The organism is Streptomyces sp. JL2001, assembly GCF_050917515.1.
GTDB lineage: Bacteria > Actinomycetota > Actinomycetes > Streptomycetales > Streptomycetaceae > Streptomyces.
In genome coordinates, this window is sequence record NZ_CP169421.1 from 340,150 (window position 1) to 365,084 (window position 24,935).

Here is a 24,935-nt window from a genome sequence, read left to right on the forward strand (position 1 = left end):
CCCCATGGCCATCGACATCGACACCTACGAGAAGGGTGTACGGGACGGGAAGCGCGCCCTCGTGGCGCGCGCCATCACCCTCGTCGAGTCCACCCGGCCCGACCACCGGGCCCTGGCCCAGGAGCTGTTGACCCGGCTGCTGCCGCACAGCGGCCGGGCGCGGCGGATCGGGATCAGCGGCGTGCCCGGGGTGGGCAAGTCGACTTTCATCGACGCCTTCGGCACCATGCTGACGGGCCTCGGGCACCGGGTGGCGGTGCTCGCCGTCGACCCGTCGTCCACCCGTACGGGCGGCTCGATCCTCGGCGACAAGACGCGGATGGAGCGCTTGGCGGTGGACCCGTCGGCCTTCGTCCGCCCCTCCCCCAGTGCCGGCACGCTCGGCGGGGTCGCCAAGGCGACCCGCGAGTCGATCGTGGTGATGGAGGCCGCCGGCTACGACGTGGTCCTGGTGGAGACGGTCGGCGTCGGCCAGTCGGAGACGGCTGTCGCCAACATGGTCGACTCCTTCCTGCTGCTGACCCTGGCCCGCACGGGCGACCAGCTCCAGGGCATCAAGAAGGGCGTCCTGGAACTCGCCGACGTCGTGGCGGTCAACAAGGCGGACGGCCCGCACGCGGCCGACGCCCGCGCCGCCGCCCGCGAACTCGCCGGCGCGCTACGGCTGATGCACGGCCGCGAGGCGGTCTGGACACCGCCGGTCCTCAGCTGCAGCGCCCGCGAGTCGACCGGCCTGGACGAGGTGTGGGGGCGACTGGAGAAGCACCGCACGCTCCTCGACGCGGCCGGCCGTCTGGACGCCCGGCGCCGCGACCAGCAGGTCGACTGGGCCTGGACGATGGTGCGCGACGAACTGCTCGCGCGGCTGCACGCCGACCCGGCCGTACGGGCGCTCACCCCGGAGGTCGAACGGCAGGTCCGGGCGGGCGAGTTGACCGCGACCCGGGCGGCGGAGCGCATCCTGGGCGCGCTCGGGGACGGGAAGGGCTGAGGCGTACGCGGGTCCTCCCGCCGCGGGGCGGCGGCCGCGCGGTGCGGACGGACCGCGGCGGGGCGGACCGCGGCGGGCGCGCGACGGCTCGGCGGGGAGCTGCGGGCTGCCCGTGAACTTCGTGTTGCCGCGCCGTCGCGTCGGCCGGTCGTCGGCGATACTCACCGGATCGGCGAGGAGCGGGGAGCAGGGTGGACTGGACGGTGGGGGCGGGCCTGGTCGCCGGTCTGCTGATCGCGCTGGTGACCGCACCCGTCGGGGTGTCGGGCGCGGTGTTCCTGCTCCCGGTCCAGCTGAGCGTCCTCGGCGTGCCGAACCCGGCGATCACCCCGACGAACCTGCTGTTCAACGTGGTGGCGGGGCCCGGCGCACTGTGGCGCTACCGCCGCGACGGGGCACTGCGCAGCGGCCTGGCCCGGCGTCTGGTCGCCGGCACGCTGCCCGGCGTGGTCGCGGGCGCCGCCCTGCGCGTCTATGTCCTCCCGGGCCCGGAGGTCTTCCGGGTACTGATCGCCGTTCTGATGCTGCCGCTGGGTCTGTGGCTGTGCCTCCGCGCCCTGGCCCCTGGCCGCGACCGGCCGGCCGAGGCGCGGGAACCCTCGCCCGGGGCGCTCACCGCGCTCGCCCTCGCCGTGGGGGTGATCGGCGGGCTCTACGGCATCGGCGGCGGCTCCCTGCTCGGCCCCGTGCTCGCCGCCCGCGGCATGCCGATGGTGCTGGTGGCGCCGGCCGCACTGGTGACCACGTTCGCCACGTCGGTCGTCGGCGCCGTCGCGTTCGCGCTGCTGTCGCTCGCGAGCACCGGCGACGTCGCGCCGGACTGGTGGCTGGGAGCGGCGTGCGGGGTGGGCGGGCTCGTCGGCGGGTACCTGGGCGCCCGGCTCCAGCCGCGCCTGCCGGATCGGGCCCTGCGCCTCCTGCTCGGCACGCTCGCCACGGCGCTGGGCGCGCTCTACGCCGTGCAGGGCCTCGGCTGAGCGACGCCGCGCCTGCCTGGCACCCGCCGAATCCCCGTCCCCCGGGCCGGTGTCCGCGTCCGCCGCCCGCACATCGTCGACATACGGGAGGGTGACCGCACGGAGACCTGCCGGGCGGCCGCGGACCTCAGGCGGCCTGGGGCGAGGGAGCCGGGACCGGGGTGAGGGAGGCGTACTCCAGCGGCGCCGACGGGTCGACGGACACGTTCAGCGGCGCGGGCTCGGCCCCGGAGCGTACGAGGAGGTCGCCGACGGCGGCGATCATGGCCCCGTTGTCCGTGCACAGCGTCATCGGCGGGACCCGGAGCTCGATCCCGTTCTGCGCGCATCGCTCTTCGGCCAGCGCGCGGACGCGCGAGTTCGCGGCCACACCGCCGACCACGATCAGCGTCCGTACGCCGTACGCCTCGCAGGCTCCGAGGGCCTTGCGGGTCAGCACGTCCGCGACGGCCTCCTGGAGCGCGGCCGCCCCGTCGGCCACGGACGGCTCCTCGCCGCGCAGCCGGTGACCTTCGACCCAGCGCGCGGCCGCCGTCTTGAGTCCGGAGAAGGAGAAGGCGTACGGGTCGTCGCCGGGGCGCGTGAGCGGGCGGGGGAAGACGACCGCGCGCGGGTCTCCCTGGCGTGCCGCCCGGTCGATCGCCGGCCCGCCGGGATAGGGCAGTCCGAGGATGCGGGCCACCTTGTCGAAGCACTCTCCGGCCGCGTCGTCGAGGGTGTCCCCGAGATGCACGATCGGCTCGCGGACCAGATCCCGGACGAGCAGCAGGGACGTGTGGCCGCCGGAGACGATCAGCACGACGCACGGGGTGGGCAGCGGCCCGTGTTCCAGGATGTCGGCGGCGACGTGGCCGGCGAGGTGGTGGACGCCGTACAGGGGCACACCGGCCGCGTAGGCGAGGGACTTGGCGCCGGCGAGCCCGACCTGAAGGGCTCCGGAGAGACCGGGTCCGGTGGTGACGGCGACGGCGTCGATCCGGCCGAGTCCCATTCCGGCCTGGTCGAGGGCCTGCCGGACGACGGGGTTGAACGAGTGCAGGTGGGCGCGTGCGGCGATCTCGGGGACCACACCGCCGAACCGCGCGTGCTCGTCCATGCTCGACGCCACGACGTGCGCCAGCAGTTCGCCGTCCCGCACGATCCCCACGCCGGTCTCGTCGCACGACGACTCGATCCCGAGCACCACCGGTCCACCCATGACCCACTCCTCTTGCCAATAGTCTGCAACTGCAATATATATGCAAGAAGAGCGGCGTCGTCCTCCTAGGAGTTGTCCCGTCGCCTGTTCGCGTCGTCCCCGGGGCCGCGACTCGTGCCCGTGCCGGTGTGGTCGAGGATCGCGGCGACGATCGTCGGCCAGTCGGCGCGCTCGACGCCGTGGCCGGCGTCCGCAAGCACCAGCAGGCGCGCCCCGGGGATCTCCTCGGCGAGTGCCTCGCCGTGCGCGAGGGGGAACATCGGATCGGCGGCCCCGTGGAGGACGAGCGTGGGCACGGCGATCGAGGTGAGCGGGGCGCGTGGCAGCGGGCCCTCCGCGAGCGAGTCGTGGTTGCGCGCGGCGGTGGCGTCGTGCGCGCGCACGATGTCGCGGCGGACGAGGTCGCGGGCGGCCGCCTCGTTGAACGGGCGCCGGCCGCCCGCGAGCATCCGGGCGTACGCGACCTGATGGGCGGTCACCGACTCGATGTCGGCCCAGTCGACGTGGGCGGCCGAGACGAACCGCATGAACTCGGGCGTCGGCGCGGGAAGCTCTCGCCCGACGGGAACGGCGCAGGTCGTGCTGATCAGGGTGAGGGAGAGGACGCGACCGGGGTCGCCGAGCGCGAGCAGCTGCGCGCACGCGCCACCGGCCGAGACGCCCACCACGTGCGCGGCGGCGATCTGGTGGGCGTCGAGCACGCGGGCGGCGTCGGCGACCAGATCGGCGCCGGTGTAGCCGGGGTGACCCGGCTCGTAGGTGACGGAACGGCCGGTGTCACGGTGGTCGTAGCGGATCACGAGACGTCCGCCGCCGGCGAGCAGCCGGCAGAAGCCCTCCTCCCACCACAGCATCGAAGCGCCCGCGCCCATGACGAGCAGGACGGGTGGATCCCGCGGGTCGCCGAACGTCTCCGTGCACAGGCCGATGCCGTCCACATCGATCAGGCGCTCGGCCATCGCCGCCGCTCCTCTCCGCACGCTCCGGCTCGCGTCTCCGGCCCCAGTGTGACCGTGCCCGCACGTCGGGGCACCCGGAAGCCGGTCCCGTGCCCGCGTGTCGGGACACCCGCGGACCGGATCCGTCGCGCGCACCCGCGGGCGAGCGGATCACAGCCCGTCCGCCGCGCCCCGCCCGTCCGCCACGCCCCGGCCGTCGGCCGCGCCGCCGCCGAGCAGCAGCTCCGCCAGCGCCGTACGCGTGTGGTGCACGGACCGGCCCGTGCGGGTGGTGGTGACGAGCCCGGCGGCACGCAGCGCCGAGGCGTGGGCGGAGGCCGTCGCCGCGCTGACGCCGATGCGTCGCGCGAGCCCCGTCGTCGTCCGTGCCACGTCGAGCGCGTGCAGGAGAGCGAGCCGTGTCCGGCCGAGGACTCCGGCGAGCGCCTCGTCCGGTGCGCCGGGCCCCGCCGGCAGCAGGGGCGGCCCCGGGGCGACCGGATAGGCGAGCGCCACCGGGCGGTCCGGCAGGTCCTGGACGAGCGGGCCGCCCCGCCAGTGGAAGGTGGGGCGCAGGACCAGGCCGCGTCCGGCGAGCCGGATCTCCCGGATGCCCGTCGTGTGCGGCCGCGGCCATTCCCACACTCCGCCGCGCAGCCGTGACCCCGGGGCCAGACGGGTCAGCGCGGCGCCCAGGCCCTGTTCCGCGACGGCGAGGGCATGACGGGCGAACTCGTTCCGGTGCAGGTCCTGAACCTGTGGCCACACCGGCGCGAGGACCGTCTCGTGGGCCGCCCGCTGGGCCCGGCCGAGCGTCCGCCAGGCGTCGGCGTCCCCGGCGTGCAGGGCACGGATCCACGGCGGAACGAGGCGTCGTCCCGCGTACACCTGCTCGATCCCGGCCCGTACGGACGCGGGACCTGCCGCCCTGATCAGGGCGAAGCCCTCGTCGGGCGTGTCGCCGAGGACGTCGAGGAACGCGGGCGCCACCCCTGCCGGCACCAGATCGGCGAGCGGCTCCACCGCCGCCGGCATGTGGCGCGCGATCCTGTTCCGCCAGCGCCCGAGCAGTGGTTCCTCGTGCGGGGCGCCCAGCGTCATCAGGGCCGCGTGCAGTTCCGGCAACGGCGAGGGCCGCGCGGCGAACCGCACACGAGTGAAGTCGTCCACCGTGAAATGGATCCGGATCATGCACGTCCCCCCGCCCCGCGCCGGCCTTTCGGCCCAGGCCACAAGGCTAGCTCCGCCGTACGGCCGGCTTCGAGGATGCCTCCCATGACCCCTTCCTTCACACCCGCACGCCGTTCCCTGACCAAGGGCGCCGTCGCCGGCGCGATCGGCATGCTGTTCGGCGCCACCCCGGCCGGCGCCGCACCCCACGGCACACCGCCGCCGCTGCGCCTGCCGGCACCGAGCGGGCCCCACACGGTGGGAGCCAGGACGCTGTATCTCGTCGACTCCTCCCGCAACGACCCGTGGGAGCCCCGGATCGGCGTACGCGAACTCATGGTCACGGTCCTGGAACCGGCCGTCGCGGGCCGCCGCTTCCCGCGCGCACCGCAGCTGACAGCGGCCGCCGCCGCGGAGTTCACCACCTACGGGCCACTCATCCATCCGCCGCTGCCGCCGACGGGTGTCGACTGGGCGGCCACCCTCACCCACGCCCGCGCCGGCGCACCGCGCCTGCCGGGTCGGGGGCCCACGCTGCTCTACAGTCCCGGCGGCGGCGACGCCCGCACGACGGGCAGCGCCCTGGCCGTGGACCTCGCCTCGCACGGCTGGACGGTCCTCACCGTCGACCATCCCGGGGACGCGAGCGAGGTGGAGTTCCCCTGTGACCGGCCGGGCAGGGACCGGGTCCGCCCGACCACGTTGTTCGGCCCGCCGGACGCGGCCACGTTCCGTACGATGCTCGACACCCGGGTGGCGGACCTCCGCTTCGTCCTCGACGAGCTCGGCCTGGAGCGCGTCGGGATGTACGGTCACTCCGCCGGCGGCACGGCGGTCGCCCAGGCCCTGCACGAGGACCGGCGCATCGCCGCGGCAGCGAACCTGGAGGGATACCTGGACCTGATGGACGGTGAACCCCTGCCGGTGGCCCGGTTCGGGACGGACCGGCCGTTGCTCCTGGCGGGCACCGACGGGTTCCGCGACGCCCGGCTCGACCGGTCCTGGGACACGCTGCTGCGCCACGGCGGACCGGTCACCCGGCGGCAGCTCGACGACGCCCAGCACTGGGTGTTCACCGACTACGCGGCCCTGGTCCCCCAGCTCCACCACGCCGGCCTGATGAGCACCGCCGGTCGCACCGCCATGGTCGGCCGCGCCGCACCCCGCGTCACCGTGCCGGCCGTCCGCGCCCTCCTGCGGTCGTTCTTCGCCGCCCATCTGGGCCGGTGAGCCGGCGCCGGGGAGGACGGGCGCAGGCCGCATCCTCGGGGCGGTGTCTCACGGGCCGGCGAGCCAGCGGCGGATCACCTGCAGGCACACCGCGGTGGCCACGACCAGCAGTCGTTGCTCGCGGTTGGCGTGCCTGTCCAGCTCCACGCGGTACTGCTGGAGACCGTCGAACGCGCGGGCGGTCGAGACCGTCAGCCGACCGGTCTCACCGTCGTGTCGGTCCCTCACCGACCAGGTGCGGCCCATGAGGGCGCTCCGGGTGACGCGCAGGGTGCCGGTGCCGTCCTCGGTCCGTATCTCCAGCAGTCGCGAGTGGCTGTAGCGGTGTGGTGAGCGGACCTCGCCGATCGGCGCTCCGCCGGAGTCGCCGACCTGGAAGCGTGGCCGGGCGAGGCCCTTTCCCGAGACGAGGTCGACCGCCAGGACGGGGCGGTCGGCGAGATCCCGAAGGACGTACCCGAAGCCGACGGGTTCGTGGAGATGCGCCAGGACCGTGCCGTCCGCGGCCAGCAGGTGCATCCGCGGTCCGTGCCAGGGGCGCAGGATCGGCCGGCGCGGCTCGGTGAGGATCACCGTCCCGCGGCTCTCGAGGACCGGGTCCGTCTCGTCGCCGCCCATGCCGCCCCCTCGGGCATCGCCGCTACCGGTACGAGCGAGTATGACGCCCGGCCGGCGAACCGGGAACCGGCCGGGCGGCCTCGGGCCGGCGGTGCCGGGCGGCCCCGGGCCGAGCGCGCGCAGCGGAGTCCGCGCGGCCGCCCGGTCGTTCGCACGTCGACTCACCCAGCGGGTGGCGAGTGATCGCACGGTTGCTCGGTTACCGCGCTCCTCCTTCCGTGGTCGGCTCCCGCAGTAGTTTCAGCGCGGCGGTCGCCAGTCGTCGTGCCGTGGTCCGTGGTGCGTCGGCGGGCAGGATGAGATGGCTGATCGTCATGCGGACGATGACGTCCGCCGTCATCTCGAGAGCCTCCGTGCCCTGCTCGGGGTACCGCGTGCCCAGCCAGTCCTTCACCAGGCCCTGGCCCGCGTCGAAGATCGGGTCCGCTCGGGCGGTGAGATAGGGGAGCAGGCTGTCGGAGCCGTGGCGGGCGGCTGCGATGACGGCCCGTATGAGGGGTTGCCTGTCAGCCTCCGTGAGCACGTACAGGATGGCGGCTTCGAGACAGGCATGGGAGTCGGGGAGGCCGGGGTGGAGTGTGTCGGCCACACCGGCGAGGAATTGCCGGGTTTCCCGGACGACGAGTGCGCGGCCCAGGCCGGCCCGGTTGCCGAACTCCTTGTAGACGGACGGGCGGGAGACCTGAGCGCGTGCCGCGACGGCCGAGAGGCTGACCTGGTCCCAACCGGCTTCGCACGTCAGCTCACGGGCGGCATCCAGGACGCGTACTCTCATCTGCTTGCGCCAGGCGATCCGTGGGGGGTCGGGTGCCGGTTCACCTGCGAGGTGATCCGTTCTGCGCCGCTGTTCGATTGCCATGACCGCAAGTCTGTCAGGGGGTTCGAGTCGCCGGAGCGGGAGTGGATCGGCGGCCTGACGGCGCATGAGCACGCGGTGGTGCCGACCCCGTGGTACGGGGGAACGGGGTCGGCACCACGTCGGGGAGTCCGGACGGCCCGGACCGTCAGGAACGCCTGCGACGGGCAGCGACGAGGAGACCGCCGCCGATGGCCAGACCCACTGCCGCGATGCCGAGGGGGAACAGGGGATCGGAGCCGCCGGTCTGCGCGAGCGGGCCGTCTCCGCCGTCGGCCTTGAGGGCGGAGCCGCTGTCGCCGTCGGTTCCGTCCGGCCCTTCCACGCTGCGCGAGGCGCCGGCTCCGCCGGGCTGCGCTTCCCCGGTCCGGGCGTCGGGCCGGCGACCGGTGGTGGTGGACTCGTCGGCGCCGGATCCGGAAGCCCCCTGCGTCACGTCAACTGCACCGGTGCCGGCACCGGCCGCGAAACCGAAGGCGCCACGGTCGGGTGCGCCGCCGGTCCGGCGGACGCCGGTGGGGACGGCGGCGAACGGAGTGCCGGAGCCGATGGCAGGAGAGCCTTCCCCGAGCCTGAAGTCGGCGTCCGCCCCGATGCCGGCGTGGGCGAACCCGGGATCGGCGACGATGTCGTTCGGGCCCCGGACCTCAGGCGGTCTGCCGCCGAAGTAGACGTTGTAGTCGTAGGTCACGTCGACATTGCGCGACTTGCTGTTCGTCGCCTGGCCGGGCCGGCCGTACGCGATGTTGTTGAGCAGCCGGACATCGGTGCTGTCGTGCGCGTAGATGTTGGCGTAGCTCTTCATACGAGTGCTTCGGCCGTTCAGGTACGCGGTGTTGTGGACGATGTCGACGTGCCGGCTCTTGTAGGCGTGGATTCCTGAGCCGCCGTTGTCGTAGGAGAGGTTGTCGGCGACCAGCACGCGTCCACCGTAGGCGGGATGACCGGCGTCGCCTTTGAGGGTGTCGATGATGATGCCGTTGCCGTCGGAGTAGCAGCGGCACTTCTCCCATTTGATCTTGGTCTCGTTGTCGTGGACGCGGTTGCCCGTGATGCGGATCTTGTACGTCCTGGCGTCGGCGCCACCGACGTCGCGTGGGGTGAGGACGGAGATGCCGCTGGTCGCGTAGACCGTGTACCAGGAGGTGGAGTACACGTGATTGCGGGAGATGGTCACGTGGTCGGCGTCGATCGCCGATATCCCTCCGCCGGCGCAGCCGTGCACGTCGTTGCCGATCACCTCGATGTGGTGCGACAGTGCGCCCGTGGACCTGTCGCGTTCCACCGAGATGCAGTTGGTGTTGTAGGTGGGGTCGCCCTTCCTGGATTCCCGTTCGGCCCCGGCCAGGGTCAGGGCGGTGTTGTTGCCCTTGATCTCCAGGTTCCTGATGGTGATGTAGGACGCGCCGTGGACGCTGATGCCGTTCCATGCCCTCACCGGGTGGATCACCGGGTGGTGGCCGGGATGTGCGGTGAAGGTGATGGGCGCGCCGGGACGGCCCGAACGTTTGACCGTCACCACGTTCGAGCCCGCGGCGCGTTCGGAGTAGGTCCCGTTCATGATCGAGACCGTGTCGCCGGGACCGGCGCTGTCCGCGGCCTTCTGAATGGTGCGGAAGGGTGCCCCGGCCGAGGTTCCCGGATTGCGGTCGTCGCCGCCCGGGCTCACGAAGTAGGTCTGGTCCGCGGCGTGGGCCGTACCGGCCCCGAGGGTGACGACGCCGAGCGGGACCGATGATGCGACGAGTGCTGCGGTGACGGCGAGGGTGTGCGTGCGTTTCATTGTTGCGTGGTCTCCGAGGTTGTCCGGACGAAGCGGTCCACGTCCCCCGTCGACCGAGAAGCCTTGCGCAGGAGGGCGGGCGCAGGGCTGAGGGTGCGGGGAACCGTCCGCGGCCGGGGCCATACGCCGGGTCAAGGCGCCGGTCCCGAGGGCGCGGTATGCAGTGGCGCTCCGAAGTCCGCTGCGTGGGGGGCGAGTTGCGTGAGTGACAGTCGCAGACCCAAAAATCGAACGCAACCCCGGACTGTCTGTAAATGTTCTGACAGAACATCAGATCCGCGTACGCGGAGGCGAGATCGAAGGGGTCGCCAAGAGATCGCGTCGGTCGGTGGTCGATCGACGCTGCGTCACGCCGGAACGGGCTGCCGGCGACAATCCGCGTGCACCGGCTGATCAGGGTGGGGAACACTGTGCCGATGAGCTCCACAGCCTCTCGGACAGCGCAGGAACGGGCCCTTCGGCACGTCACGGAGCTGGCGTCGGGCCCTCCGATGGACCCGGCATTGCGGGTGACCCTCAACTTCCACCCGGACCGCCTGCTGCACGGCAGGCCGATCCTGGACACCATGGCCGAGGACGGCGTCTACCACTCACAGTTCGTCACCGGGACCAGCAACGGCGGCCTGACCGCCCATCCCGGCGGCGACCGGTGGCGCTGGGAGAGCCGGATCTTCGACGGGGCGTACGACGAAGCGACCGCTCATGAGCGGCCCGTCTACGGGGCGTTGAACTTCCGTCGCAAGCCGGTCGGCGGGGCGCCGCGGTTCGGCTCGGCCCACTTCCGGCTGACGACCCGGACGCTGACGCGCAGCACGTTCTGCTACCCGGACAGTTTCCTCGAACCATCGGATTTCGGTGTCGCGGCCCGCATGGGGCTCATCGAGCTCGCTCTCGCCGATCGCCAGGACGAGTTGGACGACTACATCGAGGCCCAGGTGCACGGACCGGTCCAGCTGCAACGCCATGCGGAGGCGCTGGTCCTGGATCCCTGCTACCGAGGCACGACGGTCGAGGACGCGGCTCTGCGTCTCGGCTGCCCGGTGGAGTGGCACCCCGGCTTCCGGCTCGGCGTCGAGGAACTCCGGCGTCACCCCGGCTACCGCGGTCAGGAGTACGTCGACCTGGGCACGCGGATCGCGGTCGACGGCATGCTCGATCCACGGATCGTCGGAGACGCCGTACGCGCCGGCCTCCATGACCCCCAGGCGGTCAAGAAGGTGTGGCACTACCTGGCGCGATTCGGGTCCCCCGCATGACCAGGGACGGATCGGTGACTCCGGTACCGCCGGAGGGACCGTACGCGACACCCCTCAGGGGCCGTCCCGTATCCCGCGGCGCCCGCCGGGGAATACGGGACAGCCCTCAGAGCTCGCGCGCCCGCAGGGCGTCCAGGTGGGCGCGGGCGGCGTCGGCGGCCTGGGTGAACCAGTCGGCGATCACCGCCGTCTCCTCCGGGGTGAAGCGCGTCAGGATGTCCTCCAGCCGGGCGTAGAAGGGCTGGTAGAGCTCGACCAGCCGGGCGGCCGCGTCCGGATCCGCCACGACCCGCACGCGGCGCCGGTCGCCGGGGTCCGGGACCCGGTGTGCGTAGCCGGCCTTCTCCAGGCGGTTGAGGACTCCGGTGACGGCGCCGGTGGTGAGGTTCGCGCGCTCGGCCAGGTCGCCGGCCGCGAGGGGGCGGTCGCCCGCGCCGAGGACGTGGCCGAGGCAGGTCAGGTCGGTCACGTTCAGCCCGAGGGCCTGGGCGACCTCCTGCTGGCCGATGAGACCGAGAGCCACGTACGCGTCCATGCGCTGGATCGCCTCGCCGGCGGTGGCCGGGGGGCGGGTGTTGCCCTGCACGCAAAGACTCCTTAGCATCTAAGTTACTTAGCTCGTGAGATAAAAGTTCTCTTCCGGGCCCCATCCTGCCTGCTCACATCACTCTCGGGAGCACCCATGAGCGTCCATGGCGACGTCGATCTCGGCCACACGGTGGCCGGCTGGACCGGAACCACCCTGGCGGGGGTGGGCTGCGCCTCGGCGGGTGCCGGGCTGTGCCTCGGCCTGGCCCGGGGCGTATGGCTCGGCGCGCTCCTGCTGGTCGCCGCCGTCCTCGCGACCTGGATCCTGCACCTGACGGGCTGGGGCAAGCCCTCCGGTCCCCGCCCGGCCGATCAGTGGGACTGGCGGGTCCGGGACTCCGGCGCGCGGCACGGGCACCCGCGATGCGTGGGCTGCCGCCTCGCGGGGCGGCGAGGCGCGGCCGGCAAGGCGTCGCACCCTCACCACTCCCCCGTGCCCGGGCCTCCCTCCGGCTCGCCCGCAGGTATCGAGGACGGCTCGCGCGCCGGTGTCGAGGACGGCTCGCGCGCACCACGGGTGCACGCGGGCCGCTGACGGGCTTCATGGACCGGCCTGGTCACCCCGGCCCTGCTCGCCCACGCCTTCCCGGCGTGACACGGAGAACCCTGGGGCGCGACGCCGCGTCATGGCAACGAGCGCGTGAGCCAGACCACTTCACCGTTCTCTTCGGTGGAGAAGTGGTCCTGTTCGAACCCGAGCTTCTCCAGGACACGGAGCGACGGTGTGTTCCAGACACCTACGGTCGACCAGAGCCGTCTCCGCCCGGTCGCGGCAGCGGCATCGAGCACCGCGGCGGCCGCCTCGGTGGCATAGCCGCGACCGTGCGCGCGCTGGAACAGCTCGTACGCGATCTCAGGCTCCTCCAGCGTGGAGCGGCCGATGATCAACCCGCAATAGCCGATGAAGTCCCCCTCGTCACGGCGCTGGATGGGCAGCAGGGCGATCCCCGTCCTCTCCGTCGCCGCCAGCAGTTCCGCTATGGACGACCGGATGTGCTCGACCGTGGGCGTGCCTTTGCCGCGTTCGGAGAGGAGAGCGCAGAACTCGGCGGCGTCGGATTCGGCCCACGGCCGCAGGATCAGCCGCTCGGTCTCCAGGTGGAACGACATCGTCTCGTAGGTGGTCATGGCCCCTACTCTGCCCCAGGAGATCTGGCAGATGGTCAGTGAGTGGTGCTTGAAACGTTGCTGCCGAAGGGCGTCACGCCTGGTCGGCCACCGGTGCACGCCGAACGGCAGTTGATCAACGGGTCAGGGTCCCGCGGCTCGGCCCGGGACGGCCGCGCACCCGTCCGGGCAGGTTCGCGCGGACAAGGCGTACGGCTCCCGTGCGAACCGCGCGTACCGACTTGTCGATCTCGCCGTTGGCTAGGTCCTGTCCGGGCGATCAGGACCTAGAGGCGTGTCGCGGTGCGGACGAGGTCGGCGACGGCCTTGGATCTGCTGTGTGGTGGCCAGGCGATGACGGTCGTGACAGCCGGTGCGTCCGGCACCGGCACCGTCGCATGATCGTCGCGCAGGTGGGCTCGGAGGGACTCGGGCACCACCGCGCAGGCCCGTCCGAGCGCGATCAGCTGGAACAGCTGGGTGTGGTCGCGCACCTGCGGTCCAGGCCCGTCCGGATAGCCCCCGCCCCGTCGAGGCCAGCGTGGCAGGGGCAGGTCCGTCAGGGTGGTGACCTCGGCCATCGACATCCGGGGTCGGTCGGCCAAGGGGTGCCCCGCGGGCAGGACCACGACCTGCTGTTCGGTGTGCAGGTCCTCGGCGTCGAGTCCGGCCGTCGTGTCGAACGGCCGCTGGAGCAGAGCGACGTCGGCACGCCCGTCGCGCAGCAGCCTCTCCTGCTCGCCGGGCCCGCACAGCATCACCTCGACGGCGACCGCGCCGGGCTCGGCGGCGTAGGCGTCCAGCAGCTTCGACAACAGTTCGCTGGACGCTCCGGCTTTCGTGGCCAGCACCACACCGGGCGGTCCGGCAGCCGCGCGGCGGGTGCGGCGCTCGGCGGCCTCGACCGCGTCGAGCGCGGCCCGGGCCTCCCGCAGAAGCACCGACCCGGCCTCGGTCAAGGCGACTGCGCGAGCAGTGCGGTGCAGCAGGACCACTCCGAGCCGCCGCTCGAGCTGCTGGATCGCCCGCGACAGCGGTGGTTGCGCCATGGCGAGCCGCTGCGCCGCCCGCCCGAAGTGCAACTCCTCGGCGACGGCGACGAAGTACCGTAGCTCCCGCGTCTCCACCGCGTCATCGTATCCGGCGCTCACCTCGGCCCATATCCGTGCGGTATCACCGCCCACCCGGTCGGTCTTGGACGTCCCGCCCGAGTCCGCACCACGCTGGATGACATGAGTGAACAGACGATCGCGCTGGTGACCGGTGCGAACAAGGGAATCGGATACGAGATAGCGGCGGGCCTGGGCTCCCTCGGCTGGCGGATCGGCGTGGGCGCGCGGGATCGACAGCGCCGCGACACCGCGGTCGAGAAGCTGCGCGCAGCCGGGACCGACGCGTTCGGCGTTCCGCTCGACGTGGCGGACGCCGCCAGTGTGGCCGCCGCGGCCGAGCTGATTGCCGACCGCGCCGGAGGGCTCGACGTCCTGGTCAACAACGCCGCGATCACCGGCGGTGTGCCGCAGACGCCCACCACGGTCGATCCCGCGACCGTACGAGCCGTCGTGGAAACCAACGTGATCGGGGTCATCCGCGTCACCAACGCGATGCTGCCCATGCTGCGCGGCTCGGCATCGCCGCGGATCGTGAACATGTCCAGCAGCGTCGGCTCGCTCATCCTGCAGACCACGCCGGGCATCGACATGGGCCCGGTTCCCGCTGCGTACTCGGCGTCCAAGACCTTCCTCAACGCCGTCACCGTCCAATACGCCAAGGAACTGGGCGACACCCACATCCTGATCAACTCCGGGTGCCCCGGCTTCACCGCCACCGACCTCAACGGCTTCCAGGGCGTCCGCACCCCCCACCAGGGCGCGGCGATCGCGATTCACCTCGCGACCCTGCCCGACGACGGTCCGACCGGCGGATTCTTCGACGACGGTGGAACGGTGCCCTGGTGACGGGCTCACCGGCCTCTGGTGGTCCAGCTGATGTTCGTTGTCGGTGTGGTGGGAGGGGCTGACGGGACGGCCACCGCTCTTCCTCGTGATTCGCGACGTCGACGAGGAGTTCTGCGGTGGCCGTTGGCCATCAGCTTGAGGACTAGGTCCTGTGCGGCCGGACAGGACTTAGGCGGCGCTGATGGCCGTCACGTGCGTGGTGCCGTCGCGCAGGGCGGTGATGCGGACCTGCCCCGCGGGGAAGGGATCGCGGCCGTTGGGGCCGGGTATCTGGGCGAACGGGGTCCAGGAGCCGTCCGGTCTCCTGATGTTGTGCCAGATCCGGCCGTCGAGGCCGACGGCCACGACCTGGGCGGATCCGTCCGGCGTGCCCGTGATGCCGATGGCGCTGGCCCCCATGGTGGCGGTGGTGACGCCCCGCGGCGGGAGGAATCCGGTCCACGAGCCGTCGGGCCTGCGCTGCTGGTGGTAGACCATGCCGTCGAGCCCGATCGCGAGGACCTGGGCGGATCCGTCGGGCATGCCGGTGATCGCCAGGGCCGGTCCGGCGAAGGTCGGTGCCCCGTTGTAGCCGGCCAGGCGCCCCCAGGCCGTCCATCCGCCGTCCCGCCCGCGGACGCAGTGGTACATGGCGCCGTCCGTGCCGTAACTGAGCAGTTGGGCTGACCCGTCGGGCATGGCGGTGATCGACACCTTCGTCGCACCCCAGCGGCTCTGCGCCGTGAGGCCGGGCGCGGCCCGGAACCCGGGCAGTCCCCCGTCGGCCCGACGCTGCTGGTGGTAGGTGGTGCCGTCCATCGCCGTCACCACGATCTGGCAGGTGCCGTCGGGGAAGGCAGCGATGTCCGCCTCCCGTACGGTGAATCCGGTCGAGCCGTCCGGTCCGGCGACGCGCCGCCAGGGCTGGAGCGTGGTGGAGCCTCGCACGGTGGTCAGCCACAGAGCGTTGTCGGGCGCGATGCCCAGCACCACGACGGAGCCGTCCGCCATCCCGGCCGCGGCGCTCTGGACCCCGGCGAACGACGCGGCGCCGGCGGCGCCCGGCAGCGGACGCATGCCGCTCCACGACCCGTCGGCGCGGCGCTCGGTGTGGAACAGGGCGCGTCGCTCGACGTCGTACGGGGGCAGCTGCGCGGAGTAGAACCAGACCGGGTTGGTGAGGGCCACCAGTTGGTCGAGGGTGGTGGAGGCGGGTTTGAGCCGGCGCACCTCGGCCCGGGCGAAGAGGGACGCCTTGCCCCAGCCGCGCCACCGCAGCCGCCCCCTGCCGGTGCCGTCGATGCAGGTGGCGGCCATGATGCCCCACTCGGTGTGGAGCGTGGCGATGCTGTCCGGGGCGCCCGTCACGTCCAGTGTCACATCGACGGTGTCGAAGAACGACAGGGGCAGTTCCTCGCCGGGCCCCGCGACCGCCGTGCCGGCCCGCGCGGTGAAGTCCAGGGTGACGGCGGACGATTCGACGGCGTACGAGCGGCCCATGCGGAGCGCGTCCAGGACGGCGGGCGTCGACAGGCCGGCGGCGTACACCACGTTGTGGGGGCGGCCGACGGCGTCCGTGGGGCTGTGGGCGTCACTGTTGCCCAAGGCCGCGATCCGCTTGCCGAGGCAGAGCATGACGTGCCAGGCGGCGATGTTGGCCGCGTCGTCGAGCGTCCACGGTCCGTTCCACACCTCCAGCGCGTCCACGCGGTCGAGGCCGAACTCCCAGAAGGATCCCGGTGCCGGGGTGAGCGGGTGGGCGGCGATGGTGAGTCCGCCGAGGCTGTGGACGCGCCGGGTGTGCCGTTCGAACGCCCCCTGGTCGGCGGGGCCGTAGCGCCAGTCCACCCATTCGCCCTGGGGCAGGCCGACGGCCAGCCAGTGGCCGTGGCGTGTGGTGACCTCCTCGGCGTTGATGACCAGGAGGTCGGTCGGGACGTTGCCGTTCCAGGTCACACCGGTGGAGCTGGTGTTGTGGTCGGACGTGGCGAGGAAGTGCAGCCCCTCCCGTCGGCCGGCCGCGACGATCTCGTCGACCGTGCGCTGCCCGTCGGAGTGCACGCTGTGCAGGTGCAGGTCGCCTCGGTACCAGCCGGGCCCCCGCCCCGGGACGGCGGTCGGCAGGATCTCGTACGGGGCCTGGGGCAGCGGCGCTCCGTGGTGCAGGGTCACGTCGACCTGCCAGGCCATGCCCCCGCTCGCCCCGACCATCGGTCCCAGGATGACGGACCAGCTGCCGGCCTCGACGGGCCCGGGCACGTAGCCGGGGGTGGCGTCCGCGGCGGACAGCGTGAACCCGGTCCGTGCGCCGCCCGACCAGCCCCGGAAGCCGGACGGCCCGAAGATCCCGAGGTCGAGGATGCCGGCCGCGGCGTCGTGGGTGGCGGCGACGGAGATCCGCTGCACTCCGGCCGGGACGTCGAAGGCGACGTACGCCCACTGGTCGTTGCCGTACGGGGCGCGGCTCCGGTAGGTGGTGGTCACCGTGTCGGTGCCCTGGCCCCGCGTCGAGGCGTGGGCGACCGTCGCGGGGATCAGCGCGGCGACTCCGCCCGCGGCCAGCAGGGTCCCCAGTCGAAGCAGGGATCTGCGTTCGACGCCCGGACCGGGGGTCGGGGTGGGCGCCGGCGCGGGCGCGGCGTTCGGAAGGTCTTGACTCGGCACAGTCGTGCTCTCCGTTCACGTGGTGTGGCGGGGAAGACGTTCGGGTGCGCGGTCGTTCGGATGCGGGGGTCGTTCGGATGCGGGGGTCGTTCGGATGCGGGGGTCGTTCGGATGCGGCCGGGCCCGTGGCGTGCGAGCGGCGGCGAGGTGCCGGAAGGTGGCTGTCGAGGGGCGGGGGCTGTGGGTGCGCGGCTGCTATCGGCGGGTGCGCTGGGCGTCGACGATCTGTCGTACGGAGCCGTCGACGTCCGCCCGGGCCTGGACCCGTTCGGCGAAGCCGGGGAACTGGCCGGCGATGGCGCTGAGCAGCCGCAGCTCCAGCGGCGCCACGTTGACCTCGCACCGGTCGCGGTGCACGGCGCGTACGACGCCGTCGGCGACCTGGCCGGGCGTCACCGTCCGGATGCCGTTCGGCGGTGCGGCGCCCGTGTCCGCGAACATCCCCGCGTCGCGGACGAAGCCGGGCTGGACGAGCGACACCCCCACTCCGGTTCCCCTGAGTTCCTGACGCAGGGCCAGGGCGAATCCGCGCAGCCCGAACTTCGTCGCGTTGTAGAGGGAGGTCGACTTGGTCGCCGCCTTGCCCGAGATGGAACCGACGAGCACGATGTGGCCGCGCCCCCGGTCGACCATGTGAGCCGTGAGCAGCCGGGACAACAGGACGGGCGCCCGCAGGTTCACGTCGAGGGCGCGGTCGAGCTGTTCCTCGCTGTAGTCCAGGAGGTCGCCGCTGGCGGGGAGGGCGGCGTTCGCGACGAGGACGTCCGTATCGGCGCAGGTCTCGGCGAGCCGGACGACGTCGGACCGGACGGCCAGGTCGGCGACCACGGTGCGGGCCCCGCAGGTGTCCGCGGTGGCCTTGAGTGCCTCCTCCCGGCGGCCGGTGAGTGTGAGGCGGGCCCCCTGGGCCGCCAGGCGCGCCGCCAGGGCGGCGCCGATGCCCCCGGTCGCGCCGGTGAGCAGAACGTTCGATCCGGATATGTCCACGATGACTCCCGTGCGGCTGCCCTCAACTGTTCGTTCGAACGAACAGTAGGGATCGCCCCGCCCCACTGTCCACACCCCGGGCCGCCCAACTGCCGGATCCGGCCCGGCCGGTCGGGCCGCGCGATGGGGCAGAATGCCGACATGCCCCACGCATCCGACACCCGCCAGAGCATCATCGACGCCGTGCTGCGGATCATCGGGCAGGACGGCATCGCCGCCGTCACCAACCGGCGGATCGCCAAGGAGGCCGGCGTCTCGCTCGGTTCGGTCACCTACCACTTCGCCACCCAGCACGAGCTGCTGCGCGAGAGCCTGCTGCACTTCGTGGCCGAGGAGACCCGGCACTTCACGGCGCTCGCCGACGCGTGCACCGACGAACCCTTCGACATCGGGCAGGCGGCCGAGGTGGTGGCGCAGGTCGCCGGCGGCAACGCCTTCGACAGCCGCCACATCGCCCCGTTCGAGCTGTACGTCCAGGCAGGCCGCGACGAACGGCTGCGGGCCGCCGCGGCCGAGTGTTTCGCCGCGTACGACCTGCTGGCCACCCGGATCCTGACCCAGCTCGGCGTGCCGGACCCCGAACGCCTGGCGGGCGTGGCCGTGGCCCTGGTCTTCGGCCAGCAGCTGCGCCGCCTGGCCACCGGCGCCCCGGCCGAGGAGCTCGTCGACACCCTGCTGATACTGACCAGGTTCGCCCCGCCGCAGGTGCCGTAGGGCATCGGCCCGGGCCGGCGTCACCGAGAGCGAGCGCCCTCGCTCGGTCCGTGACGCGGATCGCCCGGGGCCTGTCCGCCGCACGGGTGACAGGCCGAGAACACCCCCCTCCTCCGCCACACCTCACCCCGTGGCCAGATCCTGTGATGTAGTGGCCTGACAGCCAATACCGTTCCGCGCCGGACTGCCGGATCGTTGACCACGTCGCGCCGGGAGGTCACCCGGTACGAGAACCACAGAGATCGAACGGAAACGAGGCGGACAGCATGCGCGCGGTGGTCGTGGAGCAGTGGGGCGGACCCGAGACCCTGGTCGAGCGGGAGATCGAGCGCCCGGTGCCGGGCCTGAACGAGGTGCTGGTACGGGTCCACGCGGCCGGTGTGAACCCGGTGGACTGGAAGACCCGCGCCAGCGGCGCCCTCATCGAGTGGGGCGCGGCCCCCGTGGTCGGCTGGGACGTCTCCGGCACGGTCGAGGCCGTCGGTCCCGGGGTCGGCGTCTTCCGGCCCGGCGACGAGGTCTTCGGCATGCCGCTCTTCCCCCGTCAGGCCGGCGCCTACGCCGAGTACGTCGTGGCCCCCGCCCGACACCTCGCCCCCAAGCCCGCCTCCCTGAGCCACGTCGAGGCCGCGGCGCTGCCGCTCGCCGCGCTGACCGCGTGGCAGGCCCTCGTCGACACGGCCGGTGTCCGGCCGGGCGAGCGCGTCCTGGTGCACGCGGCGGCCGGCGGCGTGGGTCACCTCGCGGTCCAGATCGCGAAGGCCCGCGGCGCCCACGTCATCGGCACGGCCAGCGCGGCCAAGCACGATCTGGTCCGTTCGCTCGGCGCCGACGAGGTCGTCGACTACCGCGACGTCCGTTTCGAGGACGTCGTCGCCGACGTCGACGTCGTCCTCGACGGGCTCGGCGGCGAGACCGCCGAACGCTCGCTGAAGGTCCTTCGCGCGGGCGGCCGCCTCGTCACCCTCCCCGGCCCCGACGACGTCCCCACCACCCCGGAAGGCGTCCACGCCCAGTGGATGCTGGTCGAGCCCGACCACCTGGGCCTGCGCGAGATCACCGCCCTCGTCGAGAGCGGCCGGCTCAAGCCCGTGGTCGACACCGTCCTGCCGCTGTCCGAGGCGGCGAAGGCCCACAGCGTCGGCGAGCAGGGCCGCACCACCGGCAAGATCGTCCTCACGGTCGCCTGACCCGCCGCTCCCGAGGCGGTTCGGCGTACCGGCAGGCCGGGGAGGGAGCGGACCCGACTCCTCGGCCGCCGGTCCGGGCGCACACCGGCAGTGGAGCACGCGGGCCACGACCCGCTCCACCGGTCCGGGCGTGCCCGGCGGCGGCGCGTGCGGGCGGTGGCCCGGCACGCCGGGAACGGGAACGCCCACGGGGTGACGCCTGCCGCATCCCCCGAGGACTGGCGGACGGGTCGTCAATTCGGGTCAACCACAAGCGCGGTCGATCGCGTCACCCCGTTCCCCTCGTGAACTCGGCCTACATTCTCCGGACATATCACCTCGATCCGTTCGAGGCGGGCAGGTCCGGAGGGTCTTATGAGTGCAGTCGACACCACCCGCGCGGTGGCGCCGGGCGTGCGGCGACGACAGGGCGAACGGCGGCCGGACGGGACGATACGAGGCGGCCTGTTGCCCGTACCGCCGTCCGACGCCGAGAAGTACGGATACGTCCGGCGCCGGTTGTGGTGGCTGACCCTCACCTCGCTCGTGAGCGTCGGCTGCCTGGCCGTGAGTCAGTACCGGCTGATCGTCTCCACCCCGGCCCTGTGGGTGTTCGCCCCGTTCCTGCTGCTCACCGCCCTCTATTACCTGATCTCGCTGCACACGAACCTGTTCAGCCGCGACTTCGACCTGTCGTCGCACCGCGCCCTCGTCGACGGCTGGCGTCCCGCCACCCCGCCCACCGTCGACGTCCTCCTCCCGGTGTGCGGGGAACCGATCGAGCTGCTGCACAACACCTGGACCCACGTGCGGGCGCTCGCCGACCACTACCCGGGCGTCTGCCTGCCCCTCGTCCTGGACGACTCGGCCGACCCGGCCCTGCGCGCCATGGCGGCCGACTTCGGTTTCGGGTACGCCGCCCGCGCCGATCGCGGCTGGTTCAAGAAGGCGGGCAACCTCCGCTTCGGCTGCGACCGCACCGACGGCACGTACATCCTCGTCCTCGACGCCGACTTCGCGCCCCGCGCCGACCTGCTGCACGAACTCCTCCCCCACCTGGAGGCGGACGGACGGCTCGCCATCGTCCAGTCCCCGCAGTACTTCCGGGTCCTCGACGCACAGAACTGGATCGAGCGCGGGGCCGGCGCCGTCCAGGAACTGTTCTACCGGGCCGTCCAGGTGTCCCGTCAGAGCAACGACGGGGCGATCTGCGTGGGCAGTTGCGCGGTCTACCGGCGCACCGCCCTGGCGGAGAACGGCGGTACCACCCTCATCGAGCACTCGGAGGACGTGCACACCGGCTTCGACCTCCGGCGCCTGGGCTGGGACCTGCGGTACGTGCCGATCGCCCTGTCGGCAGGCGTGTGCCCCGACAGCGCCGAGGCGTTCTTCAACCAGCAGTACCGCTGGTGCGCCGGCTCGATGAGCCTGCTCGGCAGCGCCAAGTTCCGCCGGACCGAGCTCCGTGCCGGCAGCAGGCTCTGCTACCTGTCGGGCTTCTTCTACTACGTCCACACCGCCCTGTTCACCTTCGTGGCGCCCCTGGTCCCGCTGCTCCTGCTGCTGGCGTTCCCCGAGAAGGCCACCGTGGACAGTCTGTGGCTGGTCCTGCCGAGCGTCCTCTACACCACGATCGTGTTCCCGTCGTGGCATCGGGTCCCCTACCGCCTGGAGGCGTGGGCGGTGCGCATGATGTACGGCTGGGCCCACGTCTTCGCGATCTGGGACGCCCTGCGCGGGCGGCGCATGGGCTGGCAGGCGACCGGCTCCTCCGCGGCGCGGCGGAGCGGGGCCACCCGGCACCGGGCCGCGGTGTGGCTGTGGGGCGGCGGCACCGCTGTGGTCTGGGTGGCCGCCGCGTTCTGGCGCACGCTCACCCGCGACCCCGTCGACTTCGCCCTCCTGCTGTGCTCCGGACTCTTCTACGCGCTGATCGTGGCGCGGGTCCTGCTGCTCCCCCGCGCGAAAGGTGCCAGCTGATGCGTGCGACCCGTGCCTCCGCCGCTCCGCTCGCCTCCCTCGTCGCCCTCGTCTCCCTCGTCGTCCTCGTCGCCGGCTTCGCGCTGACCGGATGCTCGCAGGGGTCCGGTGGCCGGCCCGCCGCCGGTGCGCCGGCGGCCGGAGGTGTCCCGTACGACGTACGCCCGTTGCTGCGGCCGGAGAAGAAGTACCTCGGGGTCTCCCGGCCCGGCGCGCCGCATTCGATGAAGCCGGCACGCGACTGGGCCCGGTTGGTGGGCAAGGACCCGAACCTGATCGCCTACTACGCCGCCTGGGGCGACGGCTTCGACGCCTCGGGCACCCGCAACGCCTGGAACGCGGGGGCGCTGACCGTCGTCTCCTGGGAGCCGCAGAACACCGCACTCTCCCGGATCGCCGACGGATCCAGCGACGACTACCTCCGCGGGTTCGCGCAAGCGGTCCGCACCCTCAACCTCCCGATCGGGATCAGCTTCGCGGACGAGATGAACGGCGACTGGGAGAAGTGGGGTACGCGCGGGACGACGCCGAAGGAGTACGTCCGGGCCTGGCGTCACGTCCACGACGTCTTCCAGGACGTCGGCGCCACGAACGTCATCTGGGTGTGGTCGCCGAACATCATCGAGCCGGAGACCCAGGAGGACCTGAGCCGCTACTACCCGGGCGACGGCTACGTCGACTGGGTCGGCCTGGTCGGCTACTTCACCCGGTGGGATCCGCACACCTTCGACGGTCTCTTCGGGTCGACCCTGGCGGAGGTCCAACGGTTCAGCCACAAGCCCCGGCTCCTGCTCGAGACGGGTGCCATGCCGGGGCTGCACCGAAAGAACGACGTGCGCGCCCTCTTCGACGGCGTCACCGCCGCCCCGGACATCATCGGCTTCGCCTGGTTCGACCGCAGGGCGCGCGCCGACTGGCGGCTGGCCGTGAGCGCCGACGGGGTCGCCGAGTTCCGTCGTCTCGCCGCGAACGACCTCTACGGCTTCGACGTACGGAGAGTGCGATGACCCCCGCGGAACCCACGCTCCGGACCGCCGCCCCGCTGCCGGCCCAGCAGGGCGACCAGCGGACCCCCGCCTACCACGTGGCCGAGGTGCCCGAGTCCGCCTGGAGCCATGCCGGCGGCCGGCGGCGCACCTGGGTCAGCCGGGCGGCCCTGCTGGCCGTCCTGGCCCTGCAGGCGGCGCTGTCCCTCCGGTTGTCCAACACGGCGTTCCAGGACGAGGCGCTGTACCTGACGGCCGGTCACGCCGAGCTGGACCACCTGCTCCACGGCGCTCCCGCGCCACGGCACTACGCCGCCTACTTCTCGGGCTCACCGCAGCTGTACCCCGTGCTCGCCGCCCTCGTGGACAGCCGGTTCGGACTCCACGGCGCACGCCTGCTGAGCCTGTGCTTCATGCTCGGTGCCACCGGACTGCTGTACTCGTTCACGCGGCGGCTGTTCAACGAACGGACGGGGCTCGCCGCCGCGGCCCTGTTCGCCGTGCTCCAGTCGACCGTGGTCATGGGGTACTTCGCCACCTACGACGCGCCGGCCGTCTTCCTGCTGGCCCTGGCCGCCTGGATCGTCGTACGCACGGCCCGGGCCCCCGCACCGGCCGTGCTGCTGGCCGCGCCGGTCACGGTCCTCGCCGTGGGCGTGAAGTACGCCGCCGGCCTGTACCTGCCGACCCTGGTCGCCCTGGCGCTGCTCACGGCGTGGCCGGGCCGGGGCGCGAAGGCGCTCCTGCGTCCGCTCCTGCTCGTGGCGGCCACGGGTGTTCTGGTGGCGCTCGGCATCCACGGCACGGATCTGCTGGCCGGCGTGCAGCAGACCACCACCGACCGCGACCACGGCACCGACGGGGCGGCGCTGCTGCTCGGGCGGTCCGCCGAGTGGGGCGGCCTGATGTTCCTGACGGCGGTCGGCGGCGCGGTCTCGTACGCCCGGCACGGCCGCCTGCGCGAGTCGCCGACCGCGTGGCGCCTCGGCGGACCCGGCCGCCGGCGCCGGACCCTGCTGGGTCTGCTGCTGTGCACCACGGCGCTGCTCGCCCCCGCGTACCAGGTGCACCTCGGGACCATGGTGTCGCTGTTCAAGCACGTCGGCTTCGGTCTCCTGTTCGCCGCCCCGATGGCCGGCGTCGGCCTGACCAGGCTGGTCGGCGCGCATTTCCGTCACCCGCAGCTCGGCATCGCGCTGTGGACGGCCGCCGTGTGCCTCGGCATCTCGCAGGCGGACGGGCGCTTCGGCAACTGGCCGGACTCCACCGGAATGGTCCGGACGATCGCTTCGGAGGTGAACGACCGCGGCCTCTACCTGAGTTCGACGCCCGAGGTACCCGTGTACTACCTGCGCGACAGGACGTCGCACGACCGGTGGCGAAGCGTCTTCGGCATGGACTACACGAACCCCAGCGGCCACTGGTTCACCGGGGACGACGCCTACCGGGCGGCCGTGCGCGACGGCGCGTTCGACCTCGTCGTGCTCGACGGGTTCACCAACCCGCGCGTGGACCGCGTCATCACCGAGTCGATGCGTGACAACCCGCACTACCGGCTGCTCGCCCACCTGATGCCCGCCTCCCCGAGCGGAGGGCAACGGCACCATCGCTACCGGATCTGGGTGAAGCACTGACGACCGCTCCCGGAGGCGGACGGTGCGGGGCGCGGGCCCCTCCGGGGCCGACCCGGCGGGCGGAACGGGTCGCCGGCCCAGGCCGGAGGGCCCGCCTGACGTGCGACGACGGCCGTGACGGATAATCGCCGACGCACCACAGGAACGGGGGG

At 72.8% G+C, this 24,935-nt stretch carries 22 protein-coding genes; 11 read left to right on the forward strand and 11 right to left on the reverse strand.

From position 1 onward, the window contains the following. Nucleotides 1-4: 4 nt before the first annotated feature. Nucleotides 5-991 carry a methylmalonyl Co-A mutase-associated GTPase MeaB gene (gene meaB / locus ACE1OA_RS01550; protein ID WP_356609437.1) on the forward strand — a complete coding sequence of 329 codons (987 nt, stop codon included), beginning with the start codon at nt 5-7 and terminating at the stop codon, nt 989-991. Between the two features lie 191 nt (nt 992-1,182). After that, nucleotides 1,183-1,968: a sulfite exporter TauE/SafE family protein gene (locus ACE1OA_RS01555; RefSeq protein WP_384871065.1), complete on the forward strand. Its 786-nt coding sequence runs from the start codon at nt 1,183-1,185 to the stop codon at nt 1,966-1,968. Between the two features lie 127 nt (nt 1,969-2,095). Here the strand turns inward: ACE1OA_RS01555 and tsaD are convergent, their stop codons facing one another. The 3 genes from tsaD to ACE1OA_RS01570 form a co-directional block, all read right to left on the reverse strand. Beyond that, complete coding sequence (gene tsaD, locus ACE1OA_RS01560; RefSeq protein ID WP_386542381.1) at nt 2,096-3,166, reverse strand: tRNA (adenosine(37)-N6)-threonylcarbamoyltransferase complex transferase subunit TsaD; 1,071 nt, start codon at nt 3,164-3,166, stop codon at nt 2,096-2,098. Nucleotides 3,167-3,231: 65 nt separating this feature from the next. Then, nucleotides 3,232-4,125: an alpha/beta fold hydrolase gene (locus tag ACE1OA_RS01565; RefSeq protein WP_432752078.1), complete on the reverse strand. Its 894-nt coding sequence runs from the start codon at nt 4,123-4,125 to the stop codon at nt 3,232-3,234. Nucleotides 4,126-4,275: 150 nt separating this feature from the next. Beyond that, nucleotides 4,276-5,295, reverse strand: coding sequence for a helix-turn-helix domain-containing protein (locus ACE1OA_RS01570; RefSeq protein WP_432752079.1), 1,020 nt, complete (start codon nt 5,293-5,295; stop codon nt 4,276-4,278). 84 nt (nt 5,296-5,379) lie between these two features. On the opposite strand from ACE1OA_RS01570, the gene ACE1OA_RS01575 reads away from it, so the two are divergent. Next, nucleotides 5,380-6,504, forward strand: a complete 1,125-nt coding sequence (locus tag ACE1OA_RS01575) for an alpha/beta fold hydrolase (RefSeq protein ID WP_384871075.1) — start codon at nt 5,380-5,382, stop codon at nt 6,502-6,504. A gap of 48 nt (nt 6,505-6,552) precedes the next feature. Here ACE1OA_RS01575 and ACE1OA_RS01580 read toward each other — a convergent pair whose 3' ends face one another. From ACE1OA_RS01580 to ACE1OA_RS01590, 3 genes are all read right to left on the reverse strand, one after another. Beyond that, nucleotides 6,553-7,122, reverse strand: coding sequence for a hypothetical protein (locus ACE1OA_RS01580; protein WP_432752080.1), 570 nt, complete (start codon nt 7,120-7,122; stop codon nt 6,553-6,555). Nucleotides 7,123-7,321: 199 nt separating this feature from the next. Next, entirely contained in the window at nt 7,322-7,981 is a 660-nt protein-coding gene (locus ACE1OA_RS01585) for a TetR/AcrR family transcriptional regulator (protein ID WP_384871081.1), read from the reverse strand. Between the two features lie 145 nt (nt 7,982-8,126). After that, on the reverse strand, nt 8,127-9,761 hold the full coding sequence (locus ACE1OA_RS01590; RefSeq protein ID WP_386542386.1) for a right-handed parallel beta-helix repeat-containing protein: 1,635 nt from the start codon (nt 9,759-9,761) through the stop codon (nt 8,127-8,129). A 416-nt stretch (nt 9,762-10,177) separates the two neighbouring features. On the opposite strand from ACE1OA_RS01590, the gene ACE1OA_RS01595 reads away from it, so the two are divergent. After that, nucleotides 10,178-11,017 (forward strand): DUF3626 domain-containing protein, encoded by an 840-nt coding sequence (locus ACE1OA_RS01595; protein WP_386542387.1) that lies wholly within the window; start codon nt 10,178-10,180, stop codon nt 11,015-11,017. 106 nt (nt 11,018-11,123) lie between these two features. Here the strand turns inward: ACE1OA_RS01595 and ACE1OA_RS01600 are convergent, their stop codons facing one another. Beyond that, complete coding sequence (locus tag ACE1OA_RS01600) at nt 11,124-11,603, reverse strand: MarR family transcriptional regulator (protein ID WP_386542388.1); 480 nt, start codon at nt 11,601-11,603, stop codon at nt 11,124-11,126. 96 nt (nt 11,604-11,699) lie between these two features. On the opposite strand from ACE1OA_RS01600, the gene ACE1OA_RS01605 reads away from it, so the two are divergent. Then, nucleotides 11,700-12,140, forward strand: a complete 441-nt coding sequence (locus ACE1OA_RS01605; RefSeq protein ID WP_384871090.1) for an HGxxPAAW family protein — start codon at nt 11,700-11,702, stop codon at nt 12,138-12,140. 89 nt (nt 12,141-12,229) lie between these two features. Here the strand turns inward: ACE1OA_RS01605 and ACE1OA_RS01610 are convergent, their stop codons facing one another. Next, on the reverse strand, nt 12,230-12,733 hold the full coding sequence (locus ACE1OA_RS01610; protein ID WP_356609962.1) for a GNAT family N-acetyltransferase: 504 nt from the start codon (nt 12,731-12,733) through the stop codon (nt 12,230-12,232). A 266-nt stretch (nt 12,734-12,999) separates the two neighbouring features. Next, nucleotides 13,000-13,839 (reverse strand): LysR family transcriptional regulator, encoded by an 840-nt coding sequence (locus ACE1OA_RS01615; RefSeq protein ID WP_386542399.1) that lies wholly within the window; start codon nt 13,837-13,839, stop codon nt 13,000-13,002. Between the two features lie 105 nt (nt 13,840-13,944). On the opposite strand from ACE1OA_RS01615, the gene ACE1OA_RS01620 reads away from it, so the two are divergent. Then, nucleotides 13,945-14,670, forward strand: a complete 726-nt coding sequence (locus ACE1OA_RS01620) for an SDR family NAD(P)-dependent oxidoreductase (RefSeq protein WP_384871099.1) — start codon at nt 13,945-13,947, stop codon at nt 14,668-14,670. Between the two features lie 168 nt (nt 14,671-14,838). On the opposite strand, the gene ACE1OA_RS01625 is transcribed toward ACE1OA_RS01620, so the two are convergent. Both ACE1OA_RS01625 and ACE1OA_RS01630 read right to left on the reverse strand, forming a co-directional pair. After that, nucleotides 14,839-17,313, reverse strand: a complete 2,475-nt coding sequence (locus ACE1OA_RS01625; protein WP_432752081.1) for a CehA/McbA family metallohydrolase — start codon at nt 17,311-17,313, stop codon at nt 14,839-14,841. A gap of 195 nt (nt 17,314-17,508) precedes the next feature. Beyond that, nucleotides 17,509-18,300, reverse strand: coding sequence for an SDR family NAD(P)-dependent oxidoreductase (locus tag ACE1OA_RS01630; RefSeq protein ID WP_356609790.1), 792 nt, complete (start codon nt 18,298-18,300; stop codon nt 17,509-17,511). A gap of 141 nt (nt 18,301-18,441) precedes the next feature. Between ACE1OA_RS01630 and ACE1OA_RS01635 the strand changes: the two genes are divergently transcribed. The 5 genes from ACE1OA_RS01635 (at nt 18,442) to ACE1OA_RS01655 (ending at nt 24,783) form a co-directional block, all read left to right on the forward strand. Continuing rightward, entirely contained in the window at nt 18,442-19,014 is a 573-nt protein-coding gene (locus tag ACE1OA_RS01635) for a TetR/AcrR family transcriptional regulator (protein WP_432752082.1), read from the forward strand. 266 nt (nt 19,015-19,280) lie between these two features. Then, nucleotides 19,281-20,204 (forward strand): NADP-dependent oxidoreductase, encoded by a 924-nt coding sequence (locus tag ACE1OA_RS01640; RefSeq protein ID WP_356609795.1) that lies wholly within the window; start codon nt 19,281-19,283, stop codon nt 20,202-20,204. 354 nt (nt 20,205-20,558) lie between these two features. Continuing rightward, nucleotides 20,559-22,163: a glycosyltransferase family 2 protein gene (locus ACE1OA_RS01645; RefSeq protein WP_432752083.1), complete on the forward strand. Its 1,605-nt coding sequence runs from the start codon at nt 20,559-20,561 to the stop codon at nt 22,161-22,163. Next, complete coding sequence (locus ACE1OA_RS01650; RefSeq protein ID WP_384871113.1) at nt 22,163-23,170, forward strand: glycoside hydrolase family 26 protein; 1,008 nt, start codon at nt 22,163-22,165, stop codon at nt 23,168-23,170. Before ACE1OA_RS01645 ends, ACE1OA_RS01650 begins: the two co-directional genes overlap by 1 nt. Continuing rightward, nucleotides 23,167-24,783: an ArnT family glycosyltransferase gene (locus ACE1OA_RS01655; protein WP_432752084.1), complete on the forward strand. Its 1,617-nt coding sequence runs from the start codon at nt 23,167-23,169 to the stop codon at nt 24,781-24,783. Before ACE1OA_RS01650 ends, ACE1OA_RS01655 begins: the two co-directional genes overlap by 4 nt. Nucleotides 24,784-24,935 lie beyond the last annotated feature (152 nt).

Excerpts from the sequence above, each read along its gene's own strand:
- meaB (WP_356609437.1), top strand. The coding sequence starts at position 5 with ATGGCCATCGACATCGACACCTACGAGAAGGGTGTACGGGACGGGAAG.
- tsaD (WP_386542381.1), bottom strand. The coding sequence starts at position 3,166 with ATGGGTGGACCGGTGGTGCTCGGGATCGAGTCGTCGTGCGACGAGACC.
- ACE1OA_RS01565 (WP_432752078.1), bottom strand. The coding sequence starts at position 4,125 with ATGGCCGAGCGCCTGATCGATGTGGACGGCATCGGCCTGTGCACGGAG.
- ACE1OA_RS01570 (WP_432752079.1), bottom strand. The coding sequence starts at position 5,295 with ATGATCCGGATCCATTTCACGGTGGACGACTTCACTCGTGTGCGGTTC.
- ACE1OA_RS01575 (WP_384871075.1), top strand. The coding sequence starts at position 5,380 with ATGACCCCTTCCTTCACACCCGCACGCCGTTCCCTGACCAAGGGCGCC.
- ACE1OA_RS01580 (WP_432752080.1), bottom strand. The coding sequence starts at position 7,122 with ATGGGCGGCGACGAGACGGACCCGGTCCTCGAGAGCCGCGGGACGGTG.
- ACE1OA_RS01585 (WP_384871081.1), bottom strand. The coding sequence starts at position 7,981 with ATGGCAATCGAACAGCGGCGCAGAACGGATCACCTCGCAGGTGAACCG.
- ACE1OA_RS01590 (WP_386542386.1), bottom strand. The coding sequence starts at position 9,761 with ATGAAACGCACGCACACCCTCGCCGTCACCGCAGCACTCGTCGCATCA.
- ACE1OA_RS01595 (WP_386542387.1), top strand. The coding sequence starts at position 10,178 with ATGAGCTCCACAGCCTCTCGGACAGCGCAGGAACGGGCCCTTCGGCAC.
- ACE1OA_RS01605 (WP_384871090.1), top strand. The coding sequence starts at position 11,700 with ATGAGCGTCCATGGCGACGTCGATCTCGGCCACACGGTGGCCGGCTGG.
- ACE1OA_RS01610 (WP_356609962.1), bottom strand. The coding sequence starts at position 12,733 with ATGACCACCTACGAGACGATGTCGTTCCACCTGGAGACCGAGCGGCTG.
- ACE1OA_RS01620 (WP_384871099.1), top strand. The coding sequence starts at position 13,945 with ATGAGTGAACAGACGATCGCGCTGGTGACCGGTGCGAACAAGGGAATC.
- ACE1OA_RS01635 (WP_432752082.1), top strand. The coding sequence starts at position 18,442 with ATGCCCCACGCATCCGACACCCGCCAGAGCATCATCGACGCCGTGCTG.
- ACE1OA_RS01640 (WP_356609795.1), top strand. The coding sequence starts at position 19,281 with ATGCGCGCGGTGGTCGTGGAGCAGTGGGGCGGACCCGAGACCCTGGTC.
- ACE1OA_RS01645 (WP_432752083.1), top strand. The coding sequence starts at position 20,559 with ATGAGTGCAGTCGACACCACCCGCGCGGTGGCGCCGGGCGTGCGGCGA.
- ACE1OA_RS01650 (WP_384871113.1), top strand. The coding sequence starts at position 22,163 with ATGCGTGCGACCCGTGCCTCCGCCGCTCCGCTCGCCTCCCTCGTCGCC.
- ACE1OA_RS01655 (WP_432752084.1), top strand. The coding sequence starts at position 23,167 with ATGACCCCCGCGGAACCCACGCTCCGGACCGCCGCCCCGCTGCCGGCC.